Below are 22689 nucleotides of genomic sequence, written 5' to 3' on the forward strand. Positions count from 1 at the left end.
GCCACCGACGACGTCAAGGACCCCTGGGACGAGGACGACGACACCGCCACCCCGGCACCCGTCGCCCAGACCCAGCCCGAGCCCGAACCGGAGTCAAAGCCGGAGCCCGTGCCTGAACCGGAGCCTGTACCGGAGCCGGAATCGACGCCCGAGCCCCCGAAGCCGGCGAGCGCCATACCGCCTGGCGATCAGGTCAAGGACCCCTGGGACGAGGACTGAGTGACCCAGGACGAGAGGGGCGTGGCCACGGCCGCGCCCCTCTCGCATGCGCCCTCCGCCCAGACGACACGAACTGAGCCCCCAGCTCACAACTGTCCCCTTGGGCACGGGCGGCGAGGATCCTGAGCGCCACCTATCGTGTCCCGAGGCCGTCTCACCACCTGCCGACGGAGGACCCATGACCATCTGCCTTGCCTACGCGCCGACCGAGCCGGGTCGTGCCGCCCTGCGCCACTGCGTCGCCGAGGCCCGCGCGACGGGCTGCGACGTCCTGGTCGTGAACGCGGCGCGGGACTGGCACGACACCCCCGCCGAGCTCGACGACGACGCCGTGCGGGAGGTCGAGGAGCAGCTCGACGGGGCAGGGGTGACCTGGCGGTGGCACGAGGGGCCGCACGGGCTGAGCGGCGCCGACGAGATCCTCACCGCGGTGGAGGAGGTCGACGTCACGCTCGTCGTCATCGGTGTCACCGACCGCTCTCACGTGCAGAAGCGCATCGTCAGCGACACCACCAAGCAGGTCCTGCTGGACGCGTCGTGCGCGGTGCTGGCCGTCCGGGCCGATCATGAGGCACCGGCGTTCGCCTGACCCGGGTCGGTCCGAGGCTCTCGGCCCCAGGAGGCTCAGGTCAGGTCGGAGCGGTGGAAGTTGTGGAACGAGCGGCTGGCCGTCGGGCCCCGCTGCCCCTGGTAGTGCGAGCCGTAGACCGCGCTGCCGTAGGGGTGCTCGGAGGCCGAGGTGAGCCGCATGAAGCAGAGCTGGCCGACCTTCATGCCCGGCCAGAGGACGATCGGCAGGGTCGCCACGTTGGACAGCTCCAGCGTCACGTGACCGGAGAACCCGGGGTCCACGAAGCCGGCGGTGGCGTGGGTGAGGAGCCCGAGGCGGCCGAGCGAGGACTTGCCCTCCACGCGCGCGGCCAGGTCGTCCGGCAGCGTGACCGCCTCGAGGGTCGACCCGAGGACGAACTCCCCCGGGTGCAGGACGAAGCCCTCGCCGGACTCGACCTCGACGAGCCGGGTGAGCTCCGGCTGGTCCTGCGCGGGGTCGATCACGGGGTACTTGTGGTTGTCGAACAACCGGAAGTAGCGGTCGAGGCGCACGTCGACGCTCGACGGCTGCACCATCTCCGGTTCGTAGGGGTCCAGGACCACGCGGCCCTGATCGATCTGGGCCCGGATGTCGCGGTCGGAGAGCAGCACGACGGTCACGCTACCGCTCCAGGCCCCGCCGCGGCCGACGACGACCCGAGAGCGGTGACGGTGGTCGGGCGGTTCGGTGGCGGGAACGCTCGAGAGTTTGGGTATGCTGGCTCCCACGTCAGCACGCTGGTGCTGGTCGCGGGTGTAGTTCAATGGCAGAACAGCAGCTTCCCAAGCTGCCAGTGCGAGTTCGATTCTCGTCACCCGCTCCATTTGTCCGGCTCGTGCCGATTGCCCCTTCGCAACTGCCCCTGATCTGTGGGTTCGCGTGGATTCCGCGTGGCAGATGCTCCAATATGGCCCTATGCATTCACGGACTGGGGTCGCCGCAGCACTCGGCGTACCACTGGTCCTCCTCCCGGCGGTGGCCTCCCTCGTCCTTCCTGGCGTGGGAGCTCCCCTGCTCTGGATCTCCGCGCTGGTCGCCTCCGCGGCCGCCGCCGTCGCCGGCCTGCGCAGTCGTGGCCTGGACCGCGCCGGGTGGTTGCTCTTCGCCGCGGCGATGGCGCTCAACGGGGTCGCCAACCTCCTCTACGTCGCGGTCGGCCCGGGCCTCGGGCTCACGCCCTCGGTGATGTATGCCGTGGCCACCTGCCTGATCCTGCAGGCCGTGGAGTGCTTCGCCGGGGACTCGGCCCGCAGGCTCACCACCACGATGATCCACGCCACGCTGCTCACCACGTGCCTGTGGACCGCCGTCTGGCACTTCGACCCCCAGCGCTGGCTCAGCGGGTTCGCCCTCGGACCGGGGCTGCAGCCCGCCCTGGTCGTCATCGGCCTCGTCGGTGGGATCGCGGCCGCCATCATCAGCTGGCTGCTGGTCGTGCCGGCGCACCGCGGGCGGGCGCGCGGCATCCAGACCGTGGTCGGGGTGTCGGTGCTGGCCTCCACCGTCGGCGACCTGCTGACCTATCTCCTGCCGGGCGGGGGCGCCTGGGCCGTGTCCCAGAGCCTGTGGATCCTGCAGTGCGGGCTGCTGACGTGGTCGGCGATGCTCGTCTCCCGGCGCCCCGCCGCGCCCCTCGCCCGCACGCTGCACGACCCGCACCGCGACCTCTTCGTCGTCAGCGGCCTCAGCCTGCTCGTGGGGGCGGCCCTCATGCTCTCGGTGGGCTCGCTCGGGATCGACGCCGGGACGGTGCGCGCCCTCTGCTTCATCCTCTTCCTGCTCGTCGCCCTGCACCTGCACGAGGGGCACCACTCCCGCCAGCTGGCGAGCTCGGTGCAGGAGCAGGAGCGCCACATGCGGCTGCTCGTCAGCGAGACGCGCGACATCATCATCGAGCTCGACCGCACCGGCCGGGTCATCTTCGCCTCCCAGGCGCTCAGCACCATCCTCGGCCTGCGCGAGAGCGACCTCGCGGGGCAGCACATCAGCGACGTGCTCCCCGACGTGTCGCCGGAGGTGCTGGCCCACCTGACCTACGCCCCCAACGCGCGCATGCAGTCCACGCTGCGGCTCGAGTCGGCCCTCACCACCACCAGCGCCGCGGTCGTGCACGTGGAGTCCGTCATCACTCCCCTCGCCCGGGGCTACCTCGTGGCCGTCCGGGACGTCTCCGAGCGGGTCGGCCTGCAGTCGCGGCTGCAGCACGTGACCTACCAAGACGTCGTCACCGGCCTGCCCAACCGGACCAGCCTCGACCGGGCCGTCCGGCACCGGCTCTACGAGTCCGCCACCGGTGAGATCTCCCTGCTGCTCGTCGACCTCGCGACCGCCGGCCTCGCCGACAACACCGTGGGCGACGACGCCCGCGAGGAGCTGCTCCGCACCGTCGCCCGCACCATGCGCGCGACGATCCGCACCGGCGACTCCCTCGCCCGGTTCAGCGACCAGCGGTTCGCCGTGCTGCTGCGGCAGGGCACGGACGGCGCGCAGGCCCTGGCCGAGGCGCAGCGCATCGTCGACGCCGTCAACCGCCCGGACCTGATCCCCGACATCACGCTGCGCACCAGCGGCGGCCTGTGCATCGGCGGGCACACGGGCCTCGAGCTGGTGCGCAACGCCGAGCTCGCCCTGCGCCAGGCCACCCGCGAGGGACCGGGCACCGTCCGGTCCTTCGAGCCGACGATGCTCGCCCAGTTCGCCCGGACCCGGGACCTGCGCCGCCGCCTGGCCCGACCGCCGGGGCCGGACCGGTGGACGGTGCTCTACCAGCCGATCGTCAACCTCCGGGCCGAGCAGGTGACGGGCGTGGAGGCGCTGCTGCGCTGGACCGACCCCGAGGGCGACTTCATCGGCATCGAGGAGGTGATCCGGCTCGCCGAGGAGTTCGGGTCGATCATCTCCATCGGCACCTGGGTCCTGGAGCAGGCGGTCGACCAGGCCCTGCAGTGGTTCCGCCTCGGGAACCCCCTCACGGTGGCGGTCAACATCAGCGTCCACCAGCTCGTCGCCCCGGGCTTCGCCGGCACCGTGCACCGCGTCCTCGACGAGTCCGGGCTCCCGCCCGAGCTGCTGATCCTGGAGATCACCGAGACCGTCGTGCTCGAGCAGACCGAGGAGACGGTGGCCACGCTGGAGGAGCTCCGCACCCTCGGCATCCGGGTCGCCATCGACGACTTCGGCACGGGCTACTCCGGCCTGGCCAACCTGCGCGCGCTCCCCCTCGACATCCTCAAGATCGACCGGACCTTCGTCCAGGGGCTCGGCGAGTCCGGCGGCGACGAGGCCGTGGTCGCCGCCGTCTCCCGGCTCGGGCGGGAGCTCGGGCTGACCATCACCGCCGAGGGCATCGAGACCCGCGCCCAGGAGGCCCGCGCCCGGATGCTCGGCATCACCGCCGCCCAGGGCTACCTCTACGCCCGACCGCTGCCTGCCGGACAGATCCTGCCGCTCGCCGAGCAGCTCGCCGGCGGCGTGGTGCTGGACCTGTGACGGGCGTGGCCGTCATCACGTGTTCCGCGAGTTCCTTGCGAGCGCCTACTCGCCAGTAGCATCATGGGACGACCCGTGAGCCGCGCGGGCACGTCATACCTGCCGCACCACCGCACCACCTGACAGGCAGGACGTCACGGAAGGGGACCCCCTGATGGGGCACTACAAGAGCAACGTCCGAGACATCGAGTTCAACCTCTTCGAGGTCTTCGGGCGCCAGGAGGTCCTGGGGCAGGGGCTCTACGAGGACGTCGACACCGACACCGCCAAGGAGATCCTGCACGAGGTCGCCCGCCTCGCCGAGAACGAGCTGGCCGACAGCCTCATCGACTCCGACCGCAACCCGCCCGTCTACGACCCGTCGACCTACTCGGTGACCATGCCCGAGTCGTTCAAGCAGTCGTACAAGGCCTACATCGACGCCGAGTGGGGCAACCTCGACGTCCCCGCCGAGCTCGGCGGCATGGTCGTCCCGCCGTCGCTGCGCTGGTCGCTCGCCGAGCTCGTCTGCGGCTCCAACCCCGCCGTCCACATGTTCGCCGCGGGCTACTCGTTCGCGAACCTCCTCTACTACCTGGGCAACGACGAGCAGAAGAAGCTCGCCAAGCACATCGTCGACAAGGGCTGGCACTGCACGATGGTGCTGACCGAGCCCGACGCCGGGTCCGACGTCGGCGCCGGCCGCACCAAGGCCACCGACAACGGCGACGGCACCTGGAGCATCGACGGGGTCAAGCGCTTCATCACCTCCGCCGAGTCCGACATGGTCGACAACGTCGTCCACTTCGTCCTCGCCCGGCCCGAGGGCGCCGGCCCCGGCACCAAGGGCCTGTCGCTGTTCATCGTCCCCAAGTTCCAGGTCGACCTCGAGACCGGCGAGCTGGGCGAGCGCAACGGCGCCTACGTCACCAACGTCGAGCACAAGATGGGCCTCAAGGTGTCCACGACCTGCGAGGTCACCTTCGGCCAGAACGGCACCCCGGCCGTCGGCACCCTGCTCGGCGACGTGCATGACGGCATCGCCCAGATGTTCAAGGTCATCGAGAACGCCCGCATGTTCGTCGGCACCAAGGCCATCGCCACGCTCTCGACGGGCTACCTCAACGCGCTGGAGTACGCCAAGGAGCGCGTGCAGGGCTCCGACATGACCAACCCGGCCAAGGACGCCCCGCGCGTCACCATCACCCGCCACCCCGACGTGCGCCGCTCGCTCATGCTGCAGAAGGCCTACTCCGAGGGCCTGCGCGCCCTCGTGATCTACACCGCCACGCAGCAGGACACCCTCGCGATGGCCCAGGGCGGCGACCCCGGCGCGGAGCTCCCCGAGGGCGACGACGCCGCACGCCTGGCCATGAAGGTCAACGACCTGCTGCTGCCCATCGTCAAGGGCGTCGGATCCGAGCGCGCCTGGGTGCTGCTCGGCACCGAGTCCCTGCAGACCATCGGCGGCTCGGGCTTCCTGCAGGACTACCCGATCGAGCAGTACGTCCGCGACGCCAAGATCGACACCCTCTACGAGGGCACCACCGCGATCCAGGGCCAGGACTTCTTCTTCCGCAAGATCATCCGCGACAAGGGCACCGCCCTGGCCAAGGTCGCCGAGGAGATCCAGGCGTTCGCCGAGAACGGCCCCGAGGCGCTGGCCGAGGAGCGCGTGCAGCTCGGGAAGGCGCTCGAGTCCGTCCAGGGCATCCTCGGCTACATGGCCGGCGAGCTGATGGACTCCGACCCGCGCAAGGACGGCGACGTCCGCAACGTCTACAAGGTCGGCCTCAACACCTCGCGCCTGCTGCTCGCGGCGGGCGACCTGGTCGTCGGTTGGCTGCTGCTGCGTCAGGCCGAGGTCGCCCAGGCGGCGCTCGACGCCGGCGCGTCCGGCAAGGACCAGGACTTCTACACCGGCAAGGTGGCGGCGGCCTCGTTCTTCGCCAAGACCGTGCTGCCGCAGCTGCGCTCGCAGATGGTCATCGCGCAGATGACGGACCTGTCGATCATGGACGTGCCCGAGGCGGCCTTCTGAGCCGAAGCCCCCGTATGCCGTGAAAGACCGCCCGCCGCCTCGCGAGTCCTCGCGAGGCGGCGGGCGGCTCGGCATACAGGGCCTGGATCGAGCGGCGCCTCAGAGTCGGCAGAGCGCCCCAACACTCGGACCTACCTCAGGTAGTCACACTCGCCGGGGTTGGCACGCCAGGCGAGTGTGACTACCTGAGGTAGGTGTGACGAAGGCGGGTGGATGTGCCTAGCCGCGGTGGGGCTGCAGGGCGGCGCCCACGAGGCCGGCGGCCAGGGTCGCGCCCGACGCCGGGTCGATCACCAGGAACGCACCGGTGGCCCGGTCGTCGAGGTAGTCGTCGACAGCGACGGGCTCGGCCAGCCGCAGCTCGACCCGCGCGATGTCGTTGAGCTGCACCGGGGCTCCCGGCGCGACCCACGTGAGCGAGTCGACGTCCCAGTGGTCCCCGACGGTCGTCAGGATGCCGCGGGTGGTGCGGGTGCCGGCCTTGACCAGGACCCGCTGCCCGGCGGACGCCGGACGCTCGTCGAGCCAGCACACCGTGCCCGAGATCTCCTGCACCGCACGGGGGCTCGACGCGACCGTGGACAGCACGGAGCCGCGCCCCACGTCGAGCTCGTCGCGCAGCCGCACGGTCACCGACTCTCCGGCGCCGGCGACCTGCACGGAGCCGGCCGGGGTGTCGATGCCCGTCACGACGCTCGTAAGTCCGCCTGGCGTCACGGTGATCTCGTCACCGACGGCGACCCGGCCGGACGCGATCCGCCCGGCCAGCCCCCGGTAGTCCGGGTGCTCGGCGGTCCGCGGACGGATCACCAGCTGCACGGGCAGGCGCAGGGGGCGGTCGATCTCGGCCGCCGCGTCGTCGAGGTCCTCCAGCAGGGTGAGCAGCGGCGGCCCGGCATACCAGCGGGCGACCCCCTCGGAGCCGACCGGCTCGGTGCTCACCACCCCCTCGCCCGTGAGCGCCGAGATCGGCACGATGCGGACGTCGCCGAGACCGAGGCGTGTGGCGATGTCGGCGACCTCGCGGGCCACCTCCTCGAACCTCCCCTGGTCCCAGGCGATCGCGTCCATCTTGTTGAGCGCCACCACGACGTGCGGCACCCCGAGGAGGGCCATGACGGCGAGGTGTCGCCGGGTCTGCGGCAGGACGCCGTTGCGGACGTCGACCAGCACCAGCGCGGCGTCCGCGGTGGAGGCGCCGGTGACGGTGTTGCGGGTGTACTGCGTGTGACCCGGGGTGTCGGCCAGCACGAAGCTGCGCCGCGGCGTCGTGAAGTAGCGGTAGGCCACGTCGATGGTGATGCCCTGCTCGCGCTCGGAGCGCAGACCGTCGGTCAGCAGCGCCAGGTCGACCTGCTCCGAGCCGCGACGGCGGCTCGCGGCCTCGATGGCGTCGTAGGTGTCGGCGAGGATCGACTTGGTGTCGTGGAGCAGCCGGCCGACCAGGGTGGACTTGCCGTCGTCGACCGACCCCGCGACGACCAGCCGCAGCTGCCGACGCGTGGCCGAGATCTCGTCGATGACCCCGGTCGCGTCATACGTGCTCGTGCCCATCAGAAGTAGCCCTCTCGCTTGCGGTCCTCCATGGCGGCCTCGGAGAGGCGGTCGTCGGCGCGGGTCGCGCCACGCTCGGTGAGCCGGCTGATCGACACCTCGGCGATCACGTCGGCGATCGAGACGGCCGTGGACTCCACGGCGCCCGTGCACGATCCGTCCCCGACGGTGCGGTAGCGCACGGTGCGGCGCTCGACCGTCTCGCCCTCGCGGGGCCCGCCCCACGGGCCGCTCGTCATCCACATCCCGTCGCGGGCGTAGACGTCGCGGTCGTGCGCGTAGTAGATCGACGGGAGCTCGACGCCCTCGCGCTCGATGTAGTGCCACACGTCGAGCTCGGTCCAGTTGGACAGCGGGAAGACGCGGGTGTGCTCGCCCGGCGCGTGGCGCCCGTTGTAGATCTGCCACAGCTCGGGGCGCTGCGTGCGCGGGTCCCAGCCGCCGAAGGCGTCGCGGATCGAGAACACGCGCTCCTTGGCGCGGGCGCGGTCCTCGTCGCGGCGCGCCCCGCCGAGGACGGCGTCGAACTTCTCGGCGTTGATGGAGTCGAGCAGCGGGATGGTCTGCAGCGGGTTGCGGGTGCCGTCGGGGCGCTCGGTCAGGCGGCCGTCGGCGATCCACTCCTCGACGTGCGCCACGACCAGCTGCAGCCCGTGCTCGGCGACGATGCGGTCGCGGAACTCGATGACCTCGGGGAAGTTGTGCCCCGTGTCGACGTGCAGCAGCGTGATCGGCAGCGGAGCCGGCGCGAGCGCCTTGAGGGCCAGGTGCAGGAGCACCGCGGAGTCCTTGCCGCCGCTGAACAGCAGCGCGGGCCGGTCGAACTCGGCCACCACCTCGCGGATGATCTGGATGCCCTCGGCCTCGAGGGAGTCCAGCGTCGTCAGCGTCCGCGGCGCCGTGGTCAGGGTGGTCGTCATCGCAGCCCCTTGTCGGTGAGCAGGGTCCGGAGGGCGGAGACGCTCTCCGTCAGCTCCTGGTCGGTCGTGTCCAGCCGTATGTCGGGAGCCACCGGCGGCTCGTAGGGGTCGCTGACACCCGTGAGGGTGGTGACCTCGCCACGGGCGGCGGCGGCGTAGAGCCCCTTGACGTCGCGGCGCGCGCACTCGTCCACGGGGGTCGCGACGTGGGCCTCGAGATAGGTCACGCCCGACGCCTCGTGGTCGGCGCGGACCGCGGCGCGCGTGTCGGCATACGGCGCGATCACCGGCACGAGCGCGACGACACCGTTGCGGGCGAGCAGCCGCGCGACGTAGGCCACACGCTGCACGTGCGTGTCCCGGTCCTCGCGCGAGAAGCCCAGTCCCGCAGACAGGTTGGTGCGGATCTCGTCGCCGTCCAGCACCTCGACGCGTCGGCCGTCGGCGCGCAGGTCGCTCGCGAGCGCCTCGGCGATCGTGGACTTGCCGGCGCCCGAGAGGCCGGTCAGCCAGACCGTCGCGCCACTCACAGCTGGATCCCGCACTCGATCTTGGCGGTGCCGCTCCAGCGGCCGGCGCGGGCGTCCTCGCCGGGGGCGACCCGTCGGGTGCAGGGGGCGCACCCGATCGAGGGGTAGCCCTGGTCGAGCAGCGGGTTGCGGACGACGTCGTGGCGCTCGGCGTACTCCGCGACGTCCTGGTCGGACCAGGACGCCAGCGGCGCGACCTTGACGATGAGCCGGCGCTCGTCGAAGCCGATCACCGGGGTGTCGCGGCGGGTCGGCGACTGGACGCGGCGCACGCCGGTGGCCCAGGCCTCGAGCTCGCCGAGGGCGTCGTCGAGGGGATGGGTCTTGCGCAGGGCGCAGCACAGGTCGGGGTCGCGGTCGTGCAGGGCGACGCCATGCTCCGCGTCCTGCTCGGGGACGGTCTGGGCGGCCGTGAGGGTGATGACGTCCAGCCGCGTGCGACGCACCGTCTCGTCGCGGGTGGCCAGCGTCTCGGGGAAGTGGTAGCCGGTGTCCAGGAAGTACAGCCGGGTGCCCGGCGCCACCTGGTCGACCAGGTGCCCCAGGACGCCGTCCTGCATCGACCCGGCGACGGCCCAGCTCTCCCCGAACTCGCCCGCGGCCCAGGCGACCACGTCGTGGGCCGAGAGGGTCTCGAGGTGGGCGGCGTCGCGCTCGACCAGCTCGCGCAGCTCCTGCTCGGAGCGCAGGGTGGTGACGCTCATGACACGACTCCTTCGTGCGACAGACCGACGAACCGGACGACGAAGACGCGCGTGCAGTCCAGGCACCGCCAGGCGCCGCGGGGCTCCTCGACGGGGCGCAGGTCCTCCTCGGCGCAGTAGGGGCAGTGCATGACGGCCGCCCGCTGGGCGCCGTCCGCCCCGGGGACGTGCGAGCCCGCACTCACGACAGGGCCTCGTCGTCCACGCGGATCGTCCACTGGGCGAAGGTCTCGTCGTCCTGGCGGTCGGCGACGTACCTCCGCACGACGCGCTCGACGTAGTCACCGAGGTCGGCCTCGGTGACCTTGTGGCCACGGATCTTGCGGCCGAAGCCCGCCTCAGCGCCGAGCTGGCCACCGAGGTGGACCTGGTAGCCGGGGACACGGTTGCCGTCGCCGTCGCGCACGATCTGGCCCTTGAGGCCGATGTCGGAGGTCTGGATCCGGGCGCACGAGTTGGGGCAGCCGTTGAGGCTGATCCCGACCGGCTGGCCGAGCTCGGGCTCGATGTCTGACAGGCGCACCTCGAGGTCCTCCACCAGCGAGGTGGCGCGGTCCTTGGTGTCGACGATCGCGAGCTTGCAGAACTCGATGCCGGTGCAGGCCATGGTGCCGCGGCGCCAGGCGCTCGGGCGGGCGGGCAGACCCAGCGCGTCCAGGTCGGTGACCAGGGCCTCGGCCTGCGCGGGGTCGACGTCGAGGACGACGACCTTCTGCAGCGGGGTGAAGGCGATGCGCCCGCCGCCGTGCCGCTCGACGGCGTCGGCGAGACCGCGCAGGGTGGTGCCGCGGACGCGACCGACGGTCGGGGTGACGCCGACGTAGACGCGGCCGTCCTTCTGCTCGTGGATGCCCACGTGGTCGATCGGCTCGCGGGGCGCCTCGGCAGCGGGGCCGTCGACGAGCGCGCGGTGGAGGTACTCCCCCTCGAGGACCTTGCGGAAGCGCTCGGCGCCCCAGTCGGCCATGAGGTACTTCAGGCGGGCGCGGTTGCGCAGGCGGCGGTAGCCGTAGTCGCGGAAGATCGCGCAGACGCCCTCCCACACCTCGGGGATCTCGTCCAGGGGGACCCAGGCGCCGAGGCGCTGGGCGAAGTGGGCGCTGGTGGACAGGCCGCCGCCGACGAGCAGGTCGAAGCCCGGGCCGTGCTCGGGGTGCACCACACCGACGAAGGACACGTCGTTGATCTCCGGCACGGTGTCCCACTGCCAGGAGATCGCGGTCTTGAACTTGCGCGGCAGGTTGGACAGCTCGGGGTTGCCGATGTAGCGGCGCTTGATCTCGAGGATCGCGGGCGTCGGGTCGACGAGCTCCGCCGCGGCGATGCCGGCGACGGGCGAACCGAGGATGGCGCGGGGCACGTCGCCGCACGCCTCGGTCGTCGACAGCCCGACCTCCTCGAGGGCGTTCCAGATCGCGGGGACGTCCTGGATGCGGACCCAGTGCAGCTGGATGTTCTGCCGGTCGGTGACGTCCGCGGTGCCGCGCCCGTAGCGCTCGGACACGTCGGCGATGGCCCGCAGCTGCGGCAGCGTGAGCGCCTGGCCGTCGACGCGGATGCGCATCATGAAGTACTCGTCGTCGAGCTCGTGCGGCTCGAGCGTGGCGGTGCGGCCGCCGTCGATGCCAGGACGGCGCTGGGTGTAGAGCCCCCACCAGCGGAAGCGACCGCGCAGGTCGTCCGACGGGATGGACGCGAATCCCTCACGGGCGTAGATCTGCTCGATGCGCTCGCGCACCGCCAGCGGGTCCTCGGCAGCCTTGAACTCCTCGTTGTGGTTGAGCGGCTCGCGGTGTCCGAGGGCCCACTGCCCCTCGTTGTCCCCGCCGGCGCGGGGCCGAGCGGCACGCGTGGTGGTGGTCGTCATCTGGGGTCCTCTCCGGGCGGTATGCCGAGGCGGGTCGTCGCTGGGCGGGCCGGGGGTCCGGCGGTGCGGGGACGACCCGGGTGAGGGTCGTCGTGCGTGTGGGGGGTGGCGGTCGCCCGCGTCGGGCCGCCGTGGGTCGGTCGTGGGCGTCTCGTGGGGCGTGGATAGACGCGCTCAGCGACCGCGACAGCTCGTCGCACCCAGCCGGCACAGGTCGACGTGACGTCGCGTCACGGCGTGGAACTCGGTGCTGGCCATGACACGACCATGCCACAGCGGGAACCGCGATGCATAACGAGACCGTCCCCCAACGATAATTTCTCATTATGCGAGAGGAGGAGGCGCCCAGCGGGTCCTCCGCCGCGCGACAGGCGCCTCGGCTACCGTGTCGCAATCCCGCAGCCCGCAGCCCCCAGCCAGGAGAAGCACCATGCTCGACACGATCGACGGCCTCCCCGTCCACGCCCTCGTCGTGCACGTCGTCGTGGTGGTGGCTCCGCTGACGGCGCTGCTCGCCGTCGTCTACGCCGTCGCCCGGCGTCGGCGGGCCGGCCTGCGTCTCCCCCTCGTCGTCGGCGCCGTGGTCACCGGGGCCTGCGGCTGGGTCGCCGGCCAGTCCGGGCACCGCCTCGAGGCCAGGGTCACCGGCGGCAGCCCGCCCAACGAGCTGCTGCAGCGGCACACGCAGGCCGGTGAGCTGCTGCAGCCGGCCTGCGTCGCGTTCATGGTGCTCGTGCTGGTCGCGGTGGCCGTGCTGAGCCGGCTCGACGGCGGCACCCACGGCACCGCTCACGCCGGCGGGCCCGACGGGCAGCCCCGCGCGCCGGAGAGGTCGGCCGGGCGGCGCCTGCTCGCCGGAGCCCTGGCGGGACTGCTCGTGCTGGCCGCCGCCGCCCTGACCTACCAGACCGTCGTCACCGGTCACGCCGGCACCAAGGCGGTCTGGAGCAGCATCGTCGGCTGAGCCCCAGGCGGGGCCGAGCGTCAGGCGTCAGGCGAGGGAGTTGGCCTTGAGCCACTCGTTCGCGACGTCCTCGGGCTTCTTGTGGTCGACCGAGACCTTCTTGAGCATGTCCGTCAGCCCCTGGGTGTCGAGCTTGGCCGAGACCGCGTTGAGCGCATCCTTGCCCCTTGCGTCGAGCTTGCCCTTGACCGCGAGGGGCAGGACGTTCTGCGCGGCGAAGAAGTTCTGCGGGTCCTGCAGCACCTGGAAGTCGTTGACCTGGATGGCCGGGTCGGTGGTGAAGATGTTGGCCATGTCCACCTGGCCGTTCTTGAGGCCCTGGACGGCGAGCGGCCCGCCGGCGTCGAGCTTGCGGAACTGCTTGAACTTCAGGCCATAGGTCTTCTCCAGCCCCGGGATGCCGTAGGAGCGCGACTGCCACTCGGCGGGCCCGCCGATCGTCAGCTGCTCGGACTTCCCCTTGAGGTCGGCGATCGACGTGACCCCCAGCTCCTGGGCCTTGGCCCTGGTCATCACCACGGCGTCCTTGTCCTCGGCCTTGGCGGGCTCGAGGACCTCCAGGTGCGCGGGCAGCCCGGCCTTGAGCTCGGTGATGATGCCGGCGGAGTCGTTGGCCTTGGCGTCCTTGTTGAAGTAGCGGTCGATGGCGCCGGAGTACTCCGGGATGACGTCGATCGAGCCGTCCTTGAGGGCGGGGATGTAGGTCTCGCGCGAGCCGATGCCGAGGCGCGTGTCGACCTGGACGCCCTTGGCCTTGAGGGCTCCGGCATACAGCTCGGCGAGCAGCTTGGACTCGGGGAAGTCGGCCGAGCCGACGGTGATGCCGCCGCCCGAGCCGCCGGCGGCGGTGGTCGACGAGGAGCTCGTGGCGAGGGGGTCGCTGCCGCCGCCCCCGCAGGCGGACAGCCCGAGGGCGAGGACGACGCCCGTGGCCAGGGTGAGGGTGGTGCGCGTCATGGTGGTCTCCTCCAGGTGGGTCACGCCGCGGGCGCGGTCGTGCGGTCGGTGGTGGTCGAGGTGGCGTCCGAGGTGGTGCCCTCGGACGGGTCCGACGGCCGTATGCCGCCCCGGCCCGCCCGGTTGCGCCGTGAGGTCGTCGCGCCGGTGAGCCCCCGCGAGACGACGAGTCGCTGGACGAGCGTCAGGACCAGGTCGACGGCGAGGGCGAGCAGCGCGACGAGGATGCCGCCGCCGGCCATCTGGGCGTAGTCGCGGGCCGCCTGCCCGTCGATCAGGTAGCGCCCGAGGCCGCCGATGGACACGGTGGCGGCGATCGTCGCGGTGGCGATGACCTGCATGGTCGCCGAGCGGAGCCCGGACATGATCAGCGGCATCGCGCACGGGACCTCGACCTGGCGCAGGACCTGCGCGCCCGTCATACCCATGCCCTTGGCGGCGTCCCGGGCCGCGGGGTCGACCTGCTCGACCCCGCTGTAGGTGCTGGCGAGGATCGGCGGGATGGCCAGCACGACCAGGACGAGGACCACGGGGACGAGGAAGGCGGCGTCGCCCTGCAGGCGTGGGCCCAGCAGGATGATCGCGAGGAAGAGCAGGCCGAGGGTGGGGATCGAGCGGGCGCCGTTGAGCAGGTTGACGACGGCGACCTTGCCCTTGCCGGTGTGCCCGATCCACAGACCGAGGGGTATGGCGATCAGCGCCGCGAGCAGGACGGTCAGCGCGGTGTAGGCGAGGTGCTCGACGATGCGGGTGGGGATGCCTTCGGGCCCGGACCAGTGGGTGGGGTCGGACAGCCAGCCGAGGAGCGAGGAGATCATGCGCGTGCCTCCGCCCCGCGGCGCCAGGGCGTGAGGGCCCGGGCGACCAGGTTGATGACCAGGTCGAAGAGGAAGGCCAGCAGGACGCACGCGACGATCCCGACGACGATCGGGTCCATGAAGCCGGTGGAGAAGCCGTCGGTGAACAGGGTGCCGAGCTGGGGCATCCCGATGAGGGCGGCCACGCTGACGATGGACACGTTGCTGACGGCGGCGACGCGCAGGCCGCTCGCGATGACCGGCACGGCCAGCGGCAGCTCGACGGTGAGCAGCCGGCGCACGCGCCCGATGCCCATGGCCGTCGCGGCCTGACGGACGTCGTCGGGCACCGAGGACAGGCCGTCGACGACCGTGCGCACGAGCAGGGCGACGGTGTAGAGGGTCATCGCCACGACGACGTTGACCGGGCTGATGATCTGGGTGCCGAGGATCAGCGGCATGAGGATGAACAGCGCCAGGGAGGGGATGGTGTAGAGCAGTCCCGAGCCGATGACCAGGGGCTGGCGCACCCATCCGTAGCGGGTCGCGAGCCAGCCGAGCGGCAGCGCGACGAGCAGCCCGATGATCAGCGGCACGCCGGACAGCCAGACGTGCTGCAGGGCGAGCTGCAGGATGTCGGTCAGGTTGTCCCGCGCCCAGGTCATCCCACGCCCTCCTCGACGGGCGACGCCGTGACGGGATCTGCCTCCGGCTGCGACGCGTCCGGCTGCTGCCGCTGGATCTGCGCCAGGACGTCCTGGGCCAGCACGGTGCCGACGAAACGACCGTCGGCGTCGGCGATGACGCCCTTGCCCGTCGGCGAGGACAGGGCCGCGTCGAGGGCGGCGCGCAGCGTGCCACCCTCGCGCCCGACGGTCCCGCCGCGGTGCAGCAGGGTGCGGTCGAGCGTGTCCCGCACGGCCTCGACCCGGACCCAGCCCTGCGGCCGGCCGTCCTCGTCGAGGGCCAGCACCCAGGGCTCGCCGGCCGCGACCTCGCGGAGCCGCCCGGCGGAGTCGCCGACGCGGACGGTGGGCTCGTCGAGCAGGGGCAGGCGCGGGGCCTTCTGGAAGGCCAGGCCGCGGTAGCCGCGGTCGCGCCCCACGAAGTCGGCCACGAAGTCGTCGTGCGGGTCGCGCAGCAGCCGCTCGGGGGTGTCCAGCTGGGCCAGGGTGCCCCCGACCCGGAGCACCGCGATCTGGTCGCCGAGCTTGACGGCCTCGTCGATGTCGTGGGTGACGAAGACGATGGTCTTGCCGAGCTCGTCCTGCAGGCGCAGGAACTCGTCCTGCAGCTGCTCGCGCACCACGGGGTCGACGGCGCTGAACGGCTCGTCCATCAGCATGACCGGCGGGTCGGCCGCCAGGGCGCGGGCCACCCCCACGCGCTGCTGCTGGCCGCCGGACAGCTGCGCCGGGTAGCGCCGGGCCAGGTCGGGGTCGAGCCCCACGACCTCGAGCAGCTCCATCGCTCGCGACCGGGTGGCGGCCTTGTCGCTGCCGAGCAGCCGCGGCACCGTCATGACGTTGTCGAGGATCGTGCGGTGCGGGAACAGGCCCGCGTGCTGGATGACATAGCCGATGCCGCGCCGCAGCTCGTCGGGGTTCATCGACCCGGTGTCCACGCCGTCGATCGTGATGGTGCCGCTGGTCGGCTCGATCATCCGGTTGATCATCCGCAGGCTCGTCGTCTTGCCGCAGCCCGAGGGCCCGACGAACACCGTGATGCGGCCGGTCGGTGCCTCGAGGGTCAGCCCACCGACGGCCGTGGTGCCGCCCGGGAAGGTCTTGGTCACGCTGTCGAAACGGATCATGCCGAGAGGCTTCCTGACGTGAGGGGACGCGCGTTGGGCAACCGTACCCACCAGCCGGGCCGCGGTGCGTCCTAGCGCGCGGTGAGCGCGTCGTCGGCCTGGCGGGTCCGCGCGGCCCTCGCGGCGACCATGGGCCCGGCGGCGCGGACGGCATACAGTCCCGGTGTGCGCACGCGAGGAGTGGTCCTGGCCGTCGAGGCCCTCCTCGACGTCCCCGGCGCGACCGCCCGCGCGATGTCGATCGAGGGGCGTTCCGCCGGGCACCCTCGCTACGAGCGCCCCCTCCCTGGCGAGGGTGCCGTCGAGCGGCTCGGGGCCGCACGGGCCGGTGTCGTCCAGCCGTATGCCGACGCCCGGCCGGCCCTCGACCACCTCCTGGCGGCGGGGATCCGGGTCGCGGTGCTGGTGCGGCGCGAGGACCACGTCCTGCGCCGCGGGCTCGAGCGGCTCGGCCTCGACGAGCGGGGGGACCGCCGGGTCCTGGTCCTCGGGCCGGACGCCCTGGCGGGATCAGCCGCGGCGTCCGACCTCTGCCGCGCGGCCTGCGCAGCCCTCGGCACGCGCCTGGACGAGACCGTCGTCGTCGGCGACGCCCCTCTCGTCCAGGGCGCCCTCCACGCGGGCCTGCGGGCCGTGTGGATCAACCGGGCCGACCGCCGCGAGCTGGAGGACGTCCCCACCATCCCTGCGCTGGACTCCCTCCCGACCGCGCTGGCCCTGGACTGACCGGATCGATCGGCCCAGCGAGACCACGCGCGCAGGACAACGATCGACGCTTCGCGAGCATCGGGGGATCTAGTCCGAGTCAGTGGGTATGCAGGCGACATCGAGGTCCCGCGATCCGCGGGCCCGCCAACGCTCAAGCCCCGGGCGTTCGCCACCAGCAGGTCATCACACCCCACGAGAGGGGCTGCCATGTCGAACCCCACGTTCGATCCCCGCACCACCAACGCCGAGCCGTCCACCAAGGACGTCGCCGCCGACGAGGCCAAGAACGTCGCCGGCACCGCCCAGCAGGGCGGCCAGCAGGTCGCCGACACCGCCAAGGTCGAGGCCCAGCAGCTGGCGGGCGAGGCCAAGGGCCAGGCCCAGGACCTCTTCCACCAGGTGCGTTCCGAGGCCACCACGCAGATCTCCGGCCAGCAGCAGCGCCTGGCCGGCTCCCTGCGCACCATCTCCGGCGAGCTGGACCAGATGGCCCACGGCGCGGACACCGCGACCGCGTCCGGTCTCGTCTCCCAGGCCGCCGGCACCGTCGACCAGGTCGCCGGCTGGCTCGAGAACCGCGAGCCCGCGGACGTCCTCGACGAGGTCCGCCGCTACGCCCGCCGCAACCCCGGCACCTTCCTGGCCGGCGCCGCCCTGCTCGGCCTGATCGGCGGCCGTCTGACGCGTGGCCTGCAGGCCGACGCGCAGCGCAACGAGGCCTACGACGCGCGCTACGACACGCAGCGCCGCTCCTACGGCTACGTCGAGACCACCGCCCCGCGCGCGGGCTACGTCGAGACCACCTACCCCGAGGGCACCCGCGTCGAGGGCACCAGCGTGGGCGCCCAGGACTACGCCCGCGACGGCTACGGCACCGAGGTCTACGACCAGGAGGTCACCACGACCACCTACGCCCCCGAGACGACCACCTACGTCGAGGGCCGTGGCGACGAGCGCCCCGGAGCGGGTGACCTGCGCCGATGACCCAGTTCGACAACTCGCACGGCGCCACCGCCGCAGGCGCGGACCCGTTCCCGCGGGAGCCGCTCGCCCCGGGCGACGTCCGGCCCGCGGAGCCCCTCGAGGGCTCGCACCAGACGTACGAGAAGGGCGAGCTCTCCGCCGTCGGAGCCCTGCTCGGTGACATCGCCAACGACATGACGACGCTCCTGCGCCAGGAGGCCGCCCTCGCCAAGCTCGAGGTGCAGCAGTCGGCCAAGTCCGCCGGCAAGGGCGTGGGACTCCTCGGCGGGGCCGGGGTGGCAGGCCACTTCGTCCTGCTGTTCCTGTCCATCGCCCTGTGGTGGGGCCTCGGCACGGCGATGGACAACCACGTCCTCTCCGCGCTGATCGTCGCCGCCATCTGGGCCGTGATCGCCGCCGTCCTGGCCTCCATGGGCCGCAAGGACCTCAAGAACGTCAAGGGAGCACCGCGCACGATCGAGACCGCCAAGCAGGTCCCCGATGCGCTCAAGGGAAACGAGAACCGCGCATGAGCTACGACAACACCCCCACCAGCAGCAACGACCCCGAGCAGCTGCGCCGCGAGATCGAGCGCACCCGGGGCAACCTCAGCCAGAACGTCAACGCCCTCGGTGAGGCCGTCGACCCGAGCAACGTCGCCAAGCGTCAGGCCGAGAAGGTCCAGGACCGCGTCGTCGGCGCCGGCCGCGGCATCAAGGAGCGAATCATGGGTTCGAACGACGACGAGTACTACTACGCCGACGGTCGCCGTCGCTACTACGCCGACGACACCCACCAGTCGGGCCCCGGCGTCGGCCAGCGCCTGAGCGACACCGGCGACCGCGTGTCGGGGGCCGCCTCCGACGCGGGTGACCGCGTCCGCGACGCTGCCGGCACCGCTCGCGACAACCTCGAGCAGGCCCCGGCCGTGGCGCGCCGCAAGACCCGCGGCAACCCGATGGCCGCCGGCCTGATCGCGCTCGGCGCGGGCTGGCTCGTCGGCTCCCTCCTCCCGGTGTCGGAGCGCGAGCGCGAGCTCGCCGTCCGCGCCAAGGAGGCGGCGCAGGACAAGGGCCAGCCCCTCGTCGAGGGCGCCAAGTCCGTCGCCCAGGACGCCGCCGACAACCTCAAGGCCCCCCTGCAGGAGGCCGCCGAGTCGCTCAAGGAGAGCGCCCAGGAGAGCGTCGACAAGGTCACGGGCGAGGGCCAGGACGCCGCCCAGGAGGTCAAGGCTCAGGCCCAGGACTCCAAGGAGAACGTCCAGCAGAAGCAGAAGAACAGCTGATCGCAGCACCACCTAGCAACGCTGAGCAGCACCGAGGGGTGGGTCCGGGCCTGATGGCCTGGCCCACCCCTCGGCCGTGCCCGCACCTCGTATGGCGGGGCGCGGGTCCCGGCATACGGGCTAGCTCTTGGCCTTGCCGCCCTTGCTGCGCTTGTCGTCCTTGCTGCGCTTGTCGTCCTTGCTGCGCTTGTTGCTCTTGCTGCCCTCGTCGCCGTCGATCAGCGAGGCCGCGTGGTCCGGCACGTAGCGCTGCAGGTCGCGCGGCGGCCGCTCGTAGCCCTTGGCCTCGGGCCGCACCGGGATCGTGACCTCCGGCGGGTCGATGTGGAGGTAGGGGATCGAGTCGAGCAGGTGCTTGATCACGTTGAGCCGCGAGCGCTTCTTGTCCTCGGACTCGACCACGTGCCAGGGCGAGCTGGGAAGGTCGGTGTGGGCGAACATCTGGTCCTTGGCCCGGGAGTAGTCCTCCCAGCGCGTGATCGACTCGAGGTCCATGGGCGACAGCTTCCAGCGCCGCATGGGGTCACCGAGCCGGGAGCGGAAGCGCTTCTCCTGCTCGACGTCGGACACGCTGAACCAGTACTTGCGCAGGATGATCCCGTCGTCGAGGAGCATCTGCTCGAAGACGGGGCACTGCTGCAGGAAGCGCTGGTACTCCACCTCGGTGCAGAAGCCCATGACCCGCTCGACGCCGGCCCGGTTGTACCAGCTGCGGTCGAAGATCACGATCTCGCCGGCGGCGGGCAGGTGCTCGACGTAGCGCTGGAAGTACCACTGGGTCCGCTGGCGCTCGGTCGGCGCGGGCAGGGCCGCGACCCGCACGGTGCGGGGGTTGAGGTACTGCGTGATGCGCTTGATGGCCGAGCCCTTGCCGGCCGCGTCCCGCCCCTCGAAGACGATCACGACCCGGTTGCCGGTCTGCTTCACCCACTGCTGCATGGTCACGAGCTCGGACTGCAGTCGCTCCAGCTCGTCCTCGTAGGCCTTGGAGGGGAGCTTGGGCGGCTTGGTGGCGTGGGCCTCGGGGTTGTTTCCGGTGGACTTCTGCGTCATCTGCCCATTGTCCCGGCGATCAGTAGCGGTCGCGCGGCAGGGTCGTGTCGTGGTGCTCGATGATCGCGTCGTGACGGGTGTGGCGGCGCTGCTGGTTGATGATCAGCGACAGCACGAGCGACAGCGCGCCGGCGCCCATCAGGATGAGGCCGATCATGCCGAGGTCGATGCTCGGGATCGCGTCCTGGACCGCGAACTTCAGGACCGCGCCGACCACGAGGAGAAAGATGCCGAGGCCGATGCCCATGGGGTGCTCCGTAACGTCCGGCCCCGTCCGGGTGACGGGGCGATGCGCCCATTACGTACCCTTTGGGTTGCCGTTCGTCACTCATCGTCAACACGTTCACCCTTTTAGCGGTCACGTGCCACGCAGATCGAGCCTGAGCTCGGTCGTCGCCCCGTCCACGAGGACGACCGGGATCCCCCAGTCCTGCTGGTAGAGATGGCAGGCCGCGTGCTCGGGCACCTCGCCGGTGACCGGGTCGCCGTCGCAGGCCGCGGCCCGGACCGAGACGTGCAGGATGCCGTCGCCCACCCGGGGGTCGAGGTGCAGCCGCCGGGTCAGCCCCTGGGCCGTGCCCGAGCCCTCGCGCAGCAGCGCCTCGGGCGAGCTCGACACCATCAGCTGCGTCGGGTCGCCCCAGCGCAGGTCGAGCTTCTGCCCCGTCGGGGGCACGAAGTCCACCACCAGGTCGACCTCACCCGGGGCGATCTCGGTGCGGGGCCGCTGGGTGGTGTGCGCGAGACCGTCGACCCGGCGAGCCACGGGCGGTATGCCGATCCGCTCGATCCGGTGGGCCGCCGACTCGACGACCAGCAGGGTCTCGTCGTCGTCCACGAGGACGTCGCTGGGCTCGGCCAGGTCGCCGAGCAGCGTCGACACCTCGCCGCTCGCGGGGTCGTAGCGGCGCACCGCGCCGTTGTAGGTGTCGGCGACGGCGACCGAGCCGTCCGGCAGGACGCCCACCCCGAGCGGGTGCTGCATCAGGGCCTGCGCGGCCGGGCCGTCGACGTGACCGAAGTCGAACAGGCCCTGCCCCACGACGGTCTCGACCTGGACGGCCGGGGCGAGATCCGCTGCTGCGACGGCCCCCTGGCCGCCGGTCGGCGCCACGGTGACGCGTCGCAGCGCGGAGGTCTCGGAGTCGGCCACCCACAGGACCTCCCCGTCGGCGGAGACGGCGAGCCCCGACGGCTGCGCGAACCAGCAGTCGCCCCCGCCCCCGTCCCGGATCCCCTCGGCCGAGGTGCCGGCCAGCACCTGGATCTCGTTGTCCGCCGGGTCGGCTCGCAGGTCGAGCGACCAGAGCTGGTGGGTGCCGGCCATGGCGACGACGAGCCGGTCCTGCCACCAGGCGAGGTCCCAGGGGGTCGACAGGTCCTGCGCGAGCGCCGGTCCCCCGCCGGTGCGCTCGCGCAGCTGGGAGCCGGTGCCGGCGAGCGTGGCCCACTCCCCCGACGCCAGGTGCAGACCCCGCACCTGGTGGTTGACGCTGTCGGCGACCGCGACGTCCACGCCGGTGCGGGCGGCCAGCTCGGGTGGCAGCAGCAGCACGCCCTGCGGCTCCGCGAGGGGCGGCTGGGCGGCATACCGCCTCTGCTCGGTCACGAGATCGGGTGCCAGCCGGACGATCTCGTGGTGCGCGGTGTCGGACACGAGCACCGAGCCGTCGTCGAGCCGGACCGCCTTGCCCGGGAAGCGCAGCGGCGAGGTGGGCGGCGGCGGGGCGACGTAGGGGCCGTCCCCGCGGCGCAGGGTCCCCTTGGCGTCGTGCTCGGCGAGCAGCTCGCGGACGAGGACCTCGAGGCCGTGGGCGTGACCCTCGCCCGACATGGACGCGACGACATAGCCCTCGGGGTCGATCACGACGAGGGTCGGCCAGGCGCGCGCGGTGTAGGCCTGCCAGGTGACCAGGTCCGGGTCGTCGAGGACGGGGTGGTGCACGGCGTAGCGCTCGACGGCGGCGGCGAGCGCGTCGGGGTCGGCCTCGTGGACGAACTTGGGCGAGTGGACGCCGATCAGCACGAGGCTGTCGGAGAACTCCTGCTCCAGGGGCCGCAGCTCGTCCAGGACGTGCAGGCAGTTGACGCAGCAGAAGGTCCAGAAGTCGAGGACGACGACCTTGCCCCGCAGCTCGGCGAGGGTGACCTCGCGCCCCCCGGTGTTGAGCCACCCCCGGCCGACGAGCTCGGGGGCACGGACGCGGGCACGACGATCAGCCATGACACGCAAACCTACCCCCGGTGAAGGCAT

General features: G+C 72.1%; 23 protein-coding genes and 1 tRNA gene. 10 read left to right on the forward strand and 14 right to left on the reverse strand.

What is annotated here, in order from left to right; translation table 11 throughout:
* Both K313_RS24080 and K313_RS21895 read left to right on the forward strand, forming a co-directional pair.
* Positions 1–219, forward strand: a 219-nt coding sequence (locus tag K313_RS24080; protein WP_034251116.1) for a hypothetical protein, incomplete at its 5' end; no start/stop codon positions are given.
* Between the two features lie 178 nt (positions 220–397).
* Entirely contained in the window at positions 398–808 is a 411-nt protein-coding gene (locus K313_RS21895) for a universal stress protein (protein WP_019285281.1), read from the forward strand.
* A 35-nt stretch (positions 809–843) separates the two neighbouring features.
* On the opposite strand, the gene dcd is transcribed toward K313_RS21895, so the two are convergent.
* Positions 844–1422 (reverse strand): dCTP deaminase, encoded by a 579-nt coding sequence (gene dcd, locus K313_RS0101355; RefSeq protein ID WP_029210103.1) that lies wholly within the window; start codon positions 1420–1422, stop codon positions 844–846.
* Between the two features lie 138 nt (positions 1423–1560).
* Here dcd and K313_RS0101360 point away from each other — a divergent pair.
* From K313_RS0101360 to K313_RS0101370, 3 genes are all read left to right on the forward strand, one after another.
* Positions 1561–1634 (forward strand) — tRNA-Gly (locus K313_RS0101360).
* A 176-nt stretch (positions 1635–1810) separates the two neighbouring features.
* Entirely contained in the window at positions 1811–4300 is a 2490-nt protein-coding gene (locus K313_RS21900; protein WP_029210104.1) for a putative bifunctional diguanylate cyclase/phosphodiesterase, read from the forward strand.
* 154 nt (positions 4301–4454) lie between these two features.
* Positions 4455–6320, forward strand: coding sequence for an acyl-CoA dehydrogenase (locus K313_RS0101370; protein WP_029210105.1), 1866 nt, complete (start codon positions 4455–4457; stop codon positions 6318–6320).
* A 219-nt stretch (positions 6321–6539) separates the two neighbouring features.
* Here the strand turns inward: K313_RS0101370 and K313_RS19605 are convergent, their stop codons facing one another.
* Genes K313_RS19605 through K313_RS0101400 form a run of 6 tightly spaced genes read right to left on the reverse strand, consistent with a single transcriptional unit; the run spans position 6540 to position 11895 of the window.
* The gene (locus K313_RS19605; RefSeq protein ID WP_034251120.1) at positions 6540–7874 is read right to left on the reverse strand and encodes a sulfate adenylyltransferase subunit 1; all 1335 of its coding nucleotides are present in this window, start codon (positions 7872–7874) and stop codon (positions 6540–6542) included.
* The gene (gene cysD / locus K313_RS0101380; protein WP_029210106.1) at positions 7874–8794 is read right to left on the reverse strand and encodes a sulfate adenylyltransferase subunit CysD; all 921 of its coding nucleotides are present in this window, start codon (positions 8792–8794) and stop codon (positions 7874–7876) included. The genes K313_RS19605 and cysD overlap by 1 nt, the downstream gene beginning before the upstream one ends.
* Positions 8791–9324, reverse strand: coding sequence for an adenylyl-sulfate kinase (gene cysC, locus K313_RS0101385; RefSeq protein ID WP_029210107.1), 534 nt, complete (start codon positions 9322–9324; stop codon positions 8791–8793). Before cysC ends, cysD begins: the two co-directional genes overlap by 4 nt.
* Complete coding sequence (locus tag K313_RS0101390; RefSeq protein WP_029210108.1) at positions 9321–10028, reverse strand: phosphoadenylyl-sulfate reductase; 708 nt, start codon at positions 10026–10028, stop codon at positions 9321–9323. Before K313_RS0101390 ends, cysC begins: the two co-directional genes overlap by 4 nt.
* Positions 10025–10213 carry a hypothetical protein gene (locus K313_RS0101395; protein ID WP_019285290.1) on the reverse strand — a complete coding sequence of 63 codons (189 nt, stop codon included), beginning with the start codon at positions 10211–10213 and terminating at the stop codon, positions 10025–10027. The genes K313_RS0101390 and K313_RS0101395 overlap by 4 nt, the downstream gene beginning before the upstream one ends.
* The gene (locus tag K313_RS0101400) at positions 10210–11895 is read right to left on the reverse strand and encodes a nitrite/sulfite reductase (protein ID WP_029210109.1); all 1686 of its coding nucleotides are present in this window, start codon (positions 11893–11895) and stop codon (positions 10210–10212) included. Before K313_RS0101400 ends, K313_RS0101395 begins: the two co-directional genes overlap by 4 nt.
* 430 nt (positions 11896–12325) lie before the next feature.
* Between K313_RS0101400 and K313_RS0101410 the strand changes: the two genes are divergently transcribed.
* Positions 12326–12859 carry a DUF2231 domain-containing protein gene (locus tag K313_RS0101410; protein ID WP_029210110.1) on the forward strand — a complete coding sequence of 178 codons (534 nt, stop codon included), beginning with the start codon at positions 12326–12328 and terminating at the stop codon, positions 12857–12859.
* A 27-nt stretch (positions 12860–12886) separates the two neighbouring features.
* On the opposite strand, the gene K313_RS0101415 is transcribed toward K313_RS0101410, so the two are convergent.
* The 4 genes from K313_RS0101415 to K313_RS0101430 are packed head-to-tail and all read right to left on the reverse strand — an operon-like array spanning position 12887 to position 16426.
* On the reverse strand, positions 12887–13816 hold the full coding sequence (locus K313_RS0101415; protein ID WP_029210111.1) for an ABC transporter substrate-binding protein: 930 nt from the start codon (positions 13814–13816) through the stop codon (positions 12887–12889).
* A 20-nt stretch (positions 13817–13836) separates the two neighbouring features.
* Complete coding sequence (locus K313_RS0101420; RefSeq protein WP_029210112.1) at positions 13837–14634, reverse strand: ABC transporter permease; 798 nt, start codon at positions 14632–14634, stop codon at positions 13837–13839.
* The gene (locus K313_RS0101425) at positions 14631–15278 is read right to left on the reverse strand and encodes an ABC transporter permease (RefSeq protein ID WP_019285295.1); all 648 of its coding nucleotides are present in this window, start codon (positions 15276–15278) and stop codon (positions 14631–14633) included. Before K313_RS0101425 ends, K313_RS0101420 begins: the two co-directional genes overlap by 4 nt.
* On the reverse strand, positions 15275–16426 hold the full coding sequence (locus tag K313_RS0101430) for an ABC transporter ATP-binding protein (protein WP_029210113.1): 1152 nt from the start codon (positions 16424–16426) through the stop codon (positions 15275–15277). The genes K313_RS0101425 and K313_RS0101430 overlap by 4 nt, the downstream gene beginning before the upstream one ends.
* Positions 16427–16591: 165 nt before the next feature.
* On the opposite strand from K313_RS0101430, the gene K313_RS0101440 reads away from it, so the two are divergent.
* The 4 genes from K313_RS0101440 (at position 16592) to K313_RS0101455 (ending at position 19382) form a co-directional block, all read left to right on the forward strand.
* Positions 16592–17152, forward strand: a complete 561-nt coding sequence (locus tag K313_RS0101440) for an HAD family hydrolase (protein WP_156911091.1) — start codon at positions 16592–16594, stop codon at positions 17150–17152.
* A 189-nt stretch (positions 17153–17341) separates the two neighbouring features.
* A complete protein-coding gene (locus tag K313_RS21905) occupies positions 17342–18118 on the forward strand; it encodes a hypothetical protein (RefSeq protein WP_051273956.1) in 777 nt (258 codons plus the stop codon).
* Entirely contained in the window at positions 18115–18630 is a 516-nt protein-coding gene (locus tag K313_RS19615; protein ID WP_029210115.1) for a phage holin family protein, read from the forward strand. Before K313_RS21905 ends, K313_RS19615 begins: the two co-directional genes overlap by 4 nt.
* The gene (locus tag K313_RS0101455; RefSeq protein WP_029210116.1) at positions 18627–19382 is read left to right on the forward strand and encodes a DUF3618 domain-containing protein; all 756 of its coding nucleotides are present in this window, start codon (positions 18627–18629) and stop codon (positions 19380–19382) included. Before K313_RS19615 ends, K313_RS0101455 begins: the two co-directional genes overlap by 4 nt.
* A 120-nt stretch (positions 19383–19502) precedes the next feature.
* Here K313_RS0101455 and ppk2 read toward each other — a convergent pair whose 3' ends face one another.
* The 3 genes from ppk2 to K313_RS0101470 all read right to left on the reverse strand — a co-directional run bounded on the left by ppk2 (position 19503) and on the right by K313_RS0101470 (position 22659).
* Positions 19503–20435 carry a polyphosphate kinase 2 gene (gene ppk2 / locus K313_RS0101460; protein WP_029210117.1) on the reverse strand — a complete coding sequence of 311 codons (933 nt, stop codon included), beginning with the start codon at positions 20433–20435 and terminating at the stop codon, positions 19503–19505.
* A 19-nt stretch (positions 20436–20454) separates the two neighbouring features.
* Positions 20455–20682 (reverse strand): DUF6458 family protein, encoded by a 228-nt coding sequence (locus K313_RS0101465; RefSeq protein ID WP_029210118.1) that lies wholly within the window; start codon positions 20680–20682, stop codon positions 20455–20457.
* Positions 20683–20793: 111 nt separating this feature from the next.
* Entirely contained in the window at positions 20794–22659 is a 1866-nt protein-coding gene (locus K313_RS0101470; protein ID WP_029210119.1) for an NHL domain-containing thioredoxin family protein, read from the reverse strand.
* Positions 22660–22689 lie beyond the last annotated feature (30 nt).

Origin of the sequence: Arsenicicoccus bolidensis DSM 15745 (assembly GCF_000426385.1) — a bacterium.
In the GTDB taxonomy this organism is placed as follows: Bacteria; Actinomycetota; Actinomycetes; order Actinomycetales; family Dermatophilaceae; genus Arsenicicoccus; species Arsenicicoccus bolidensis.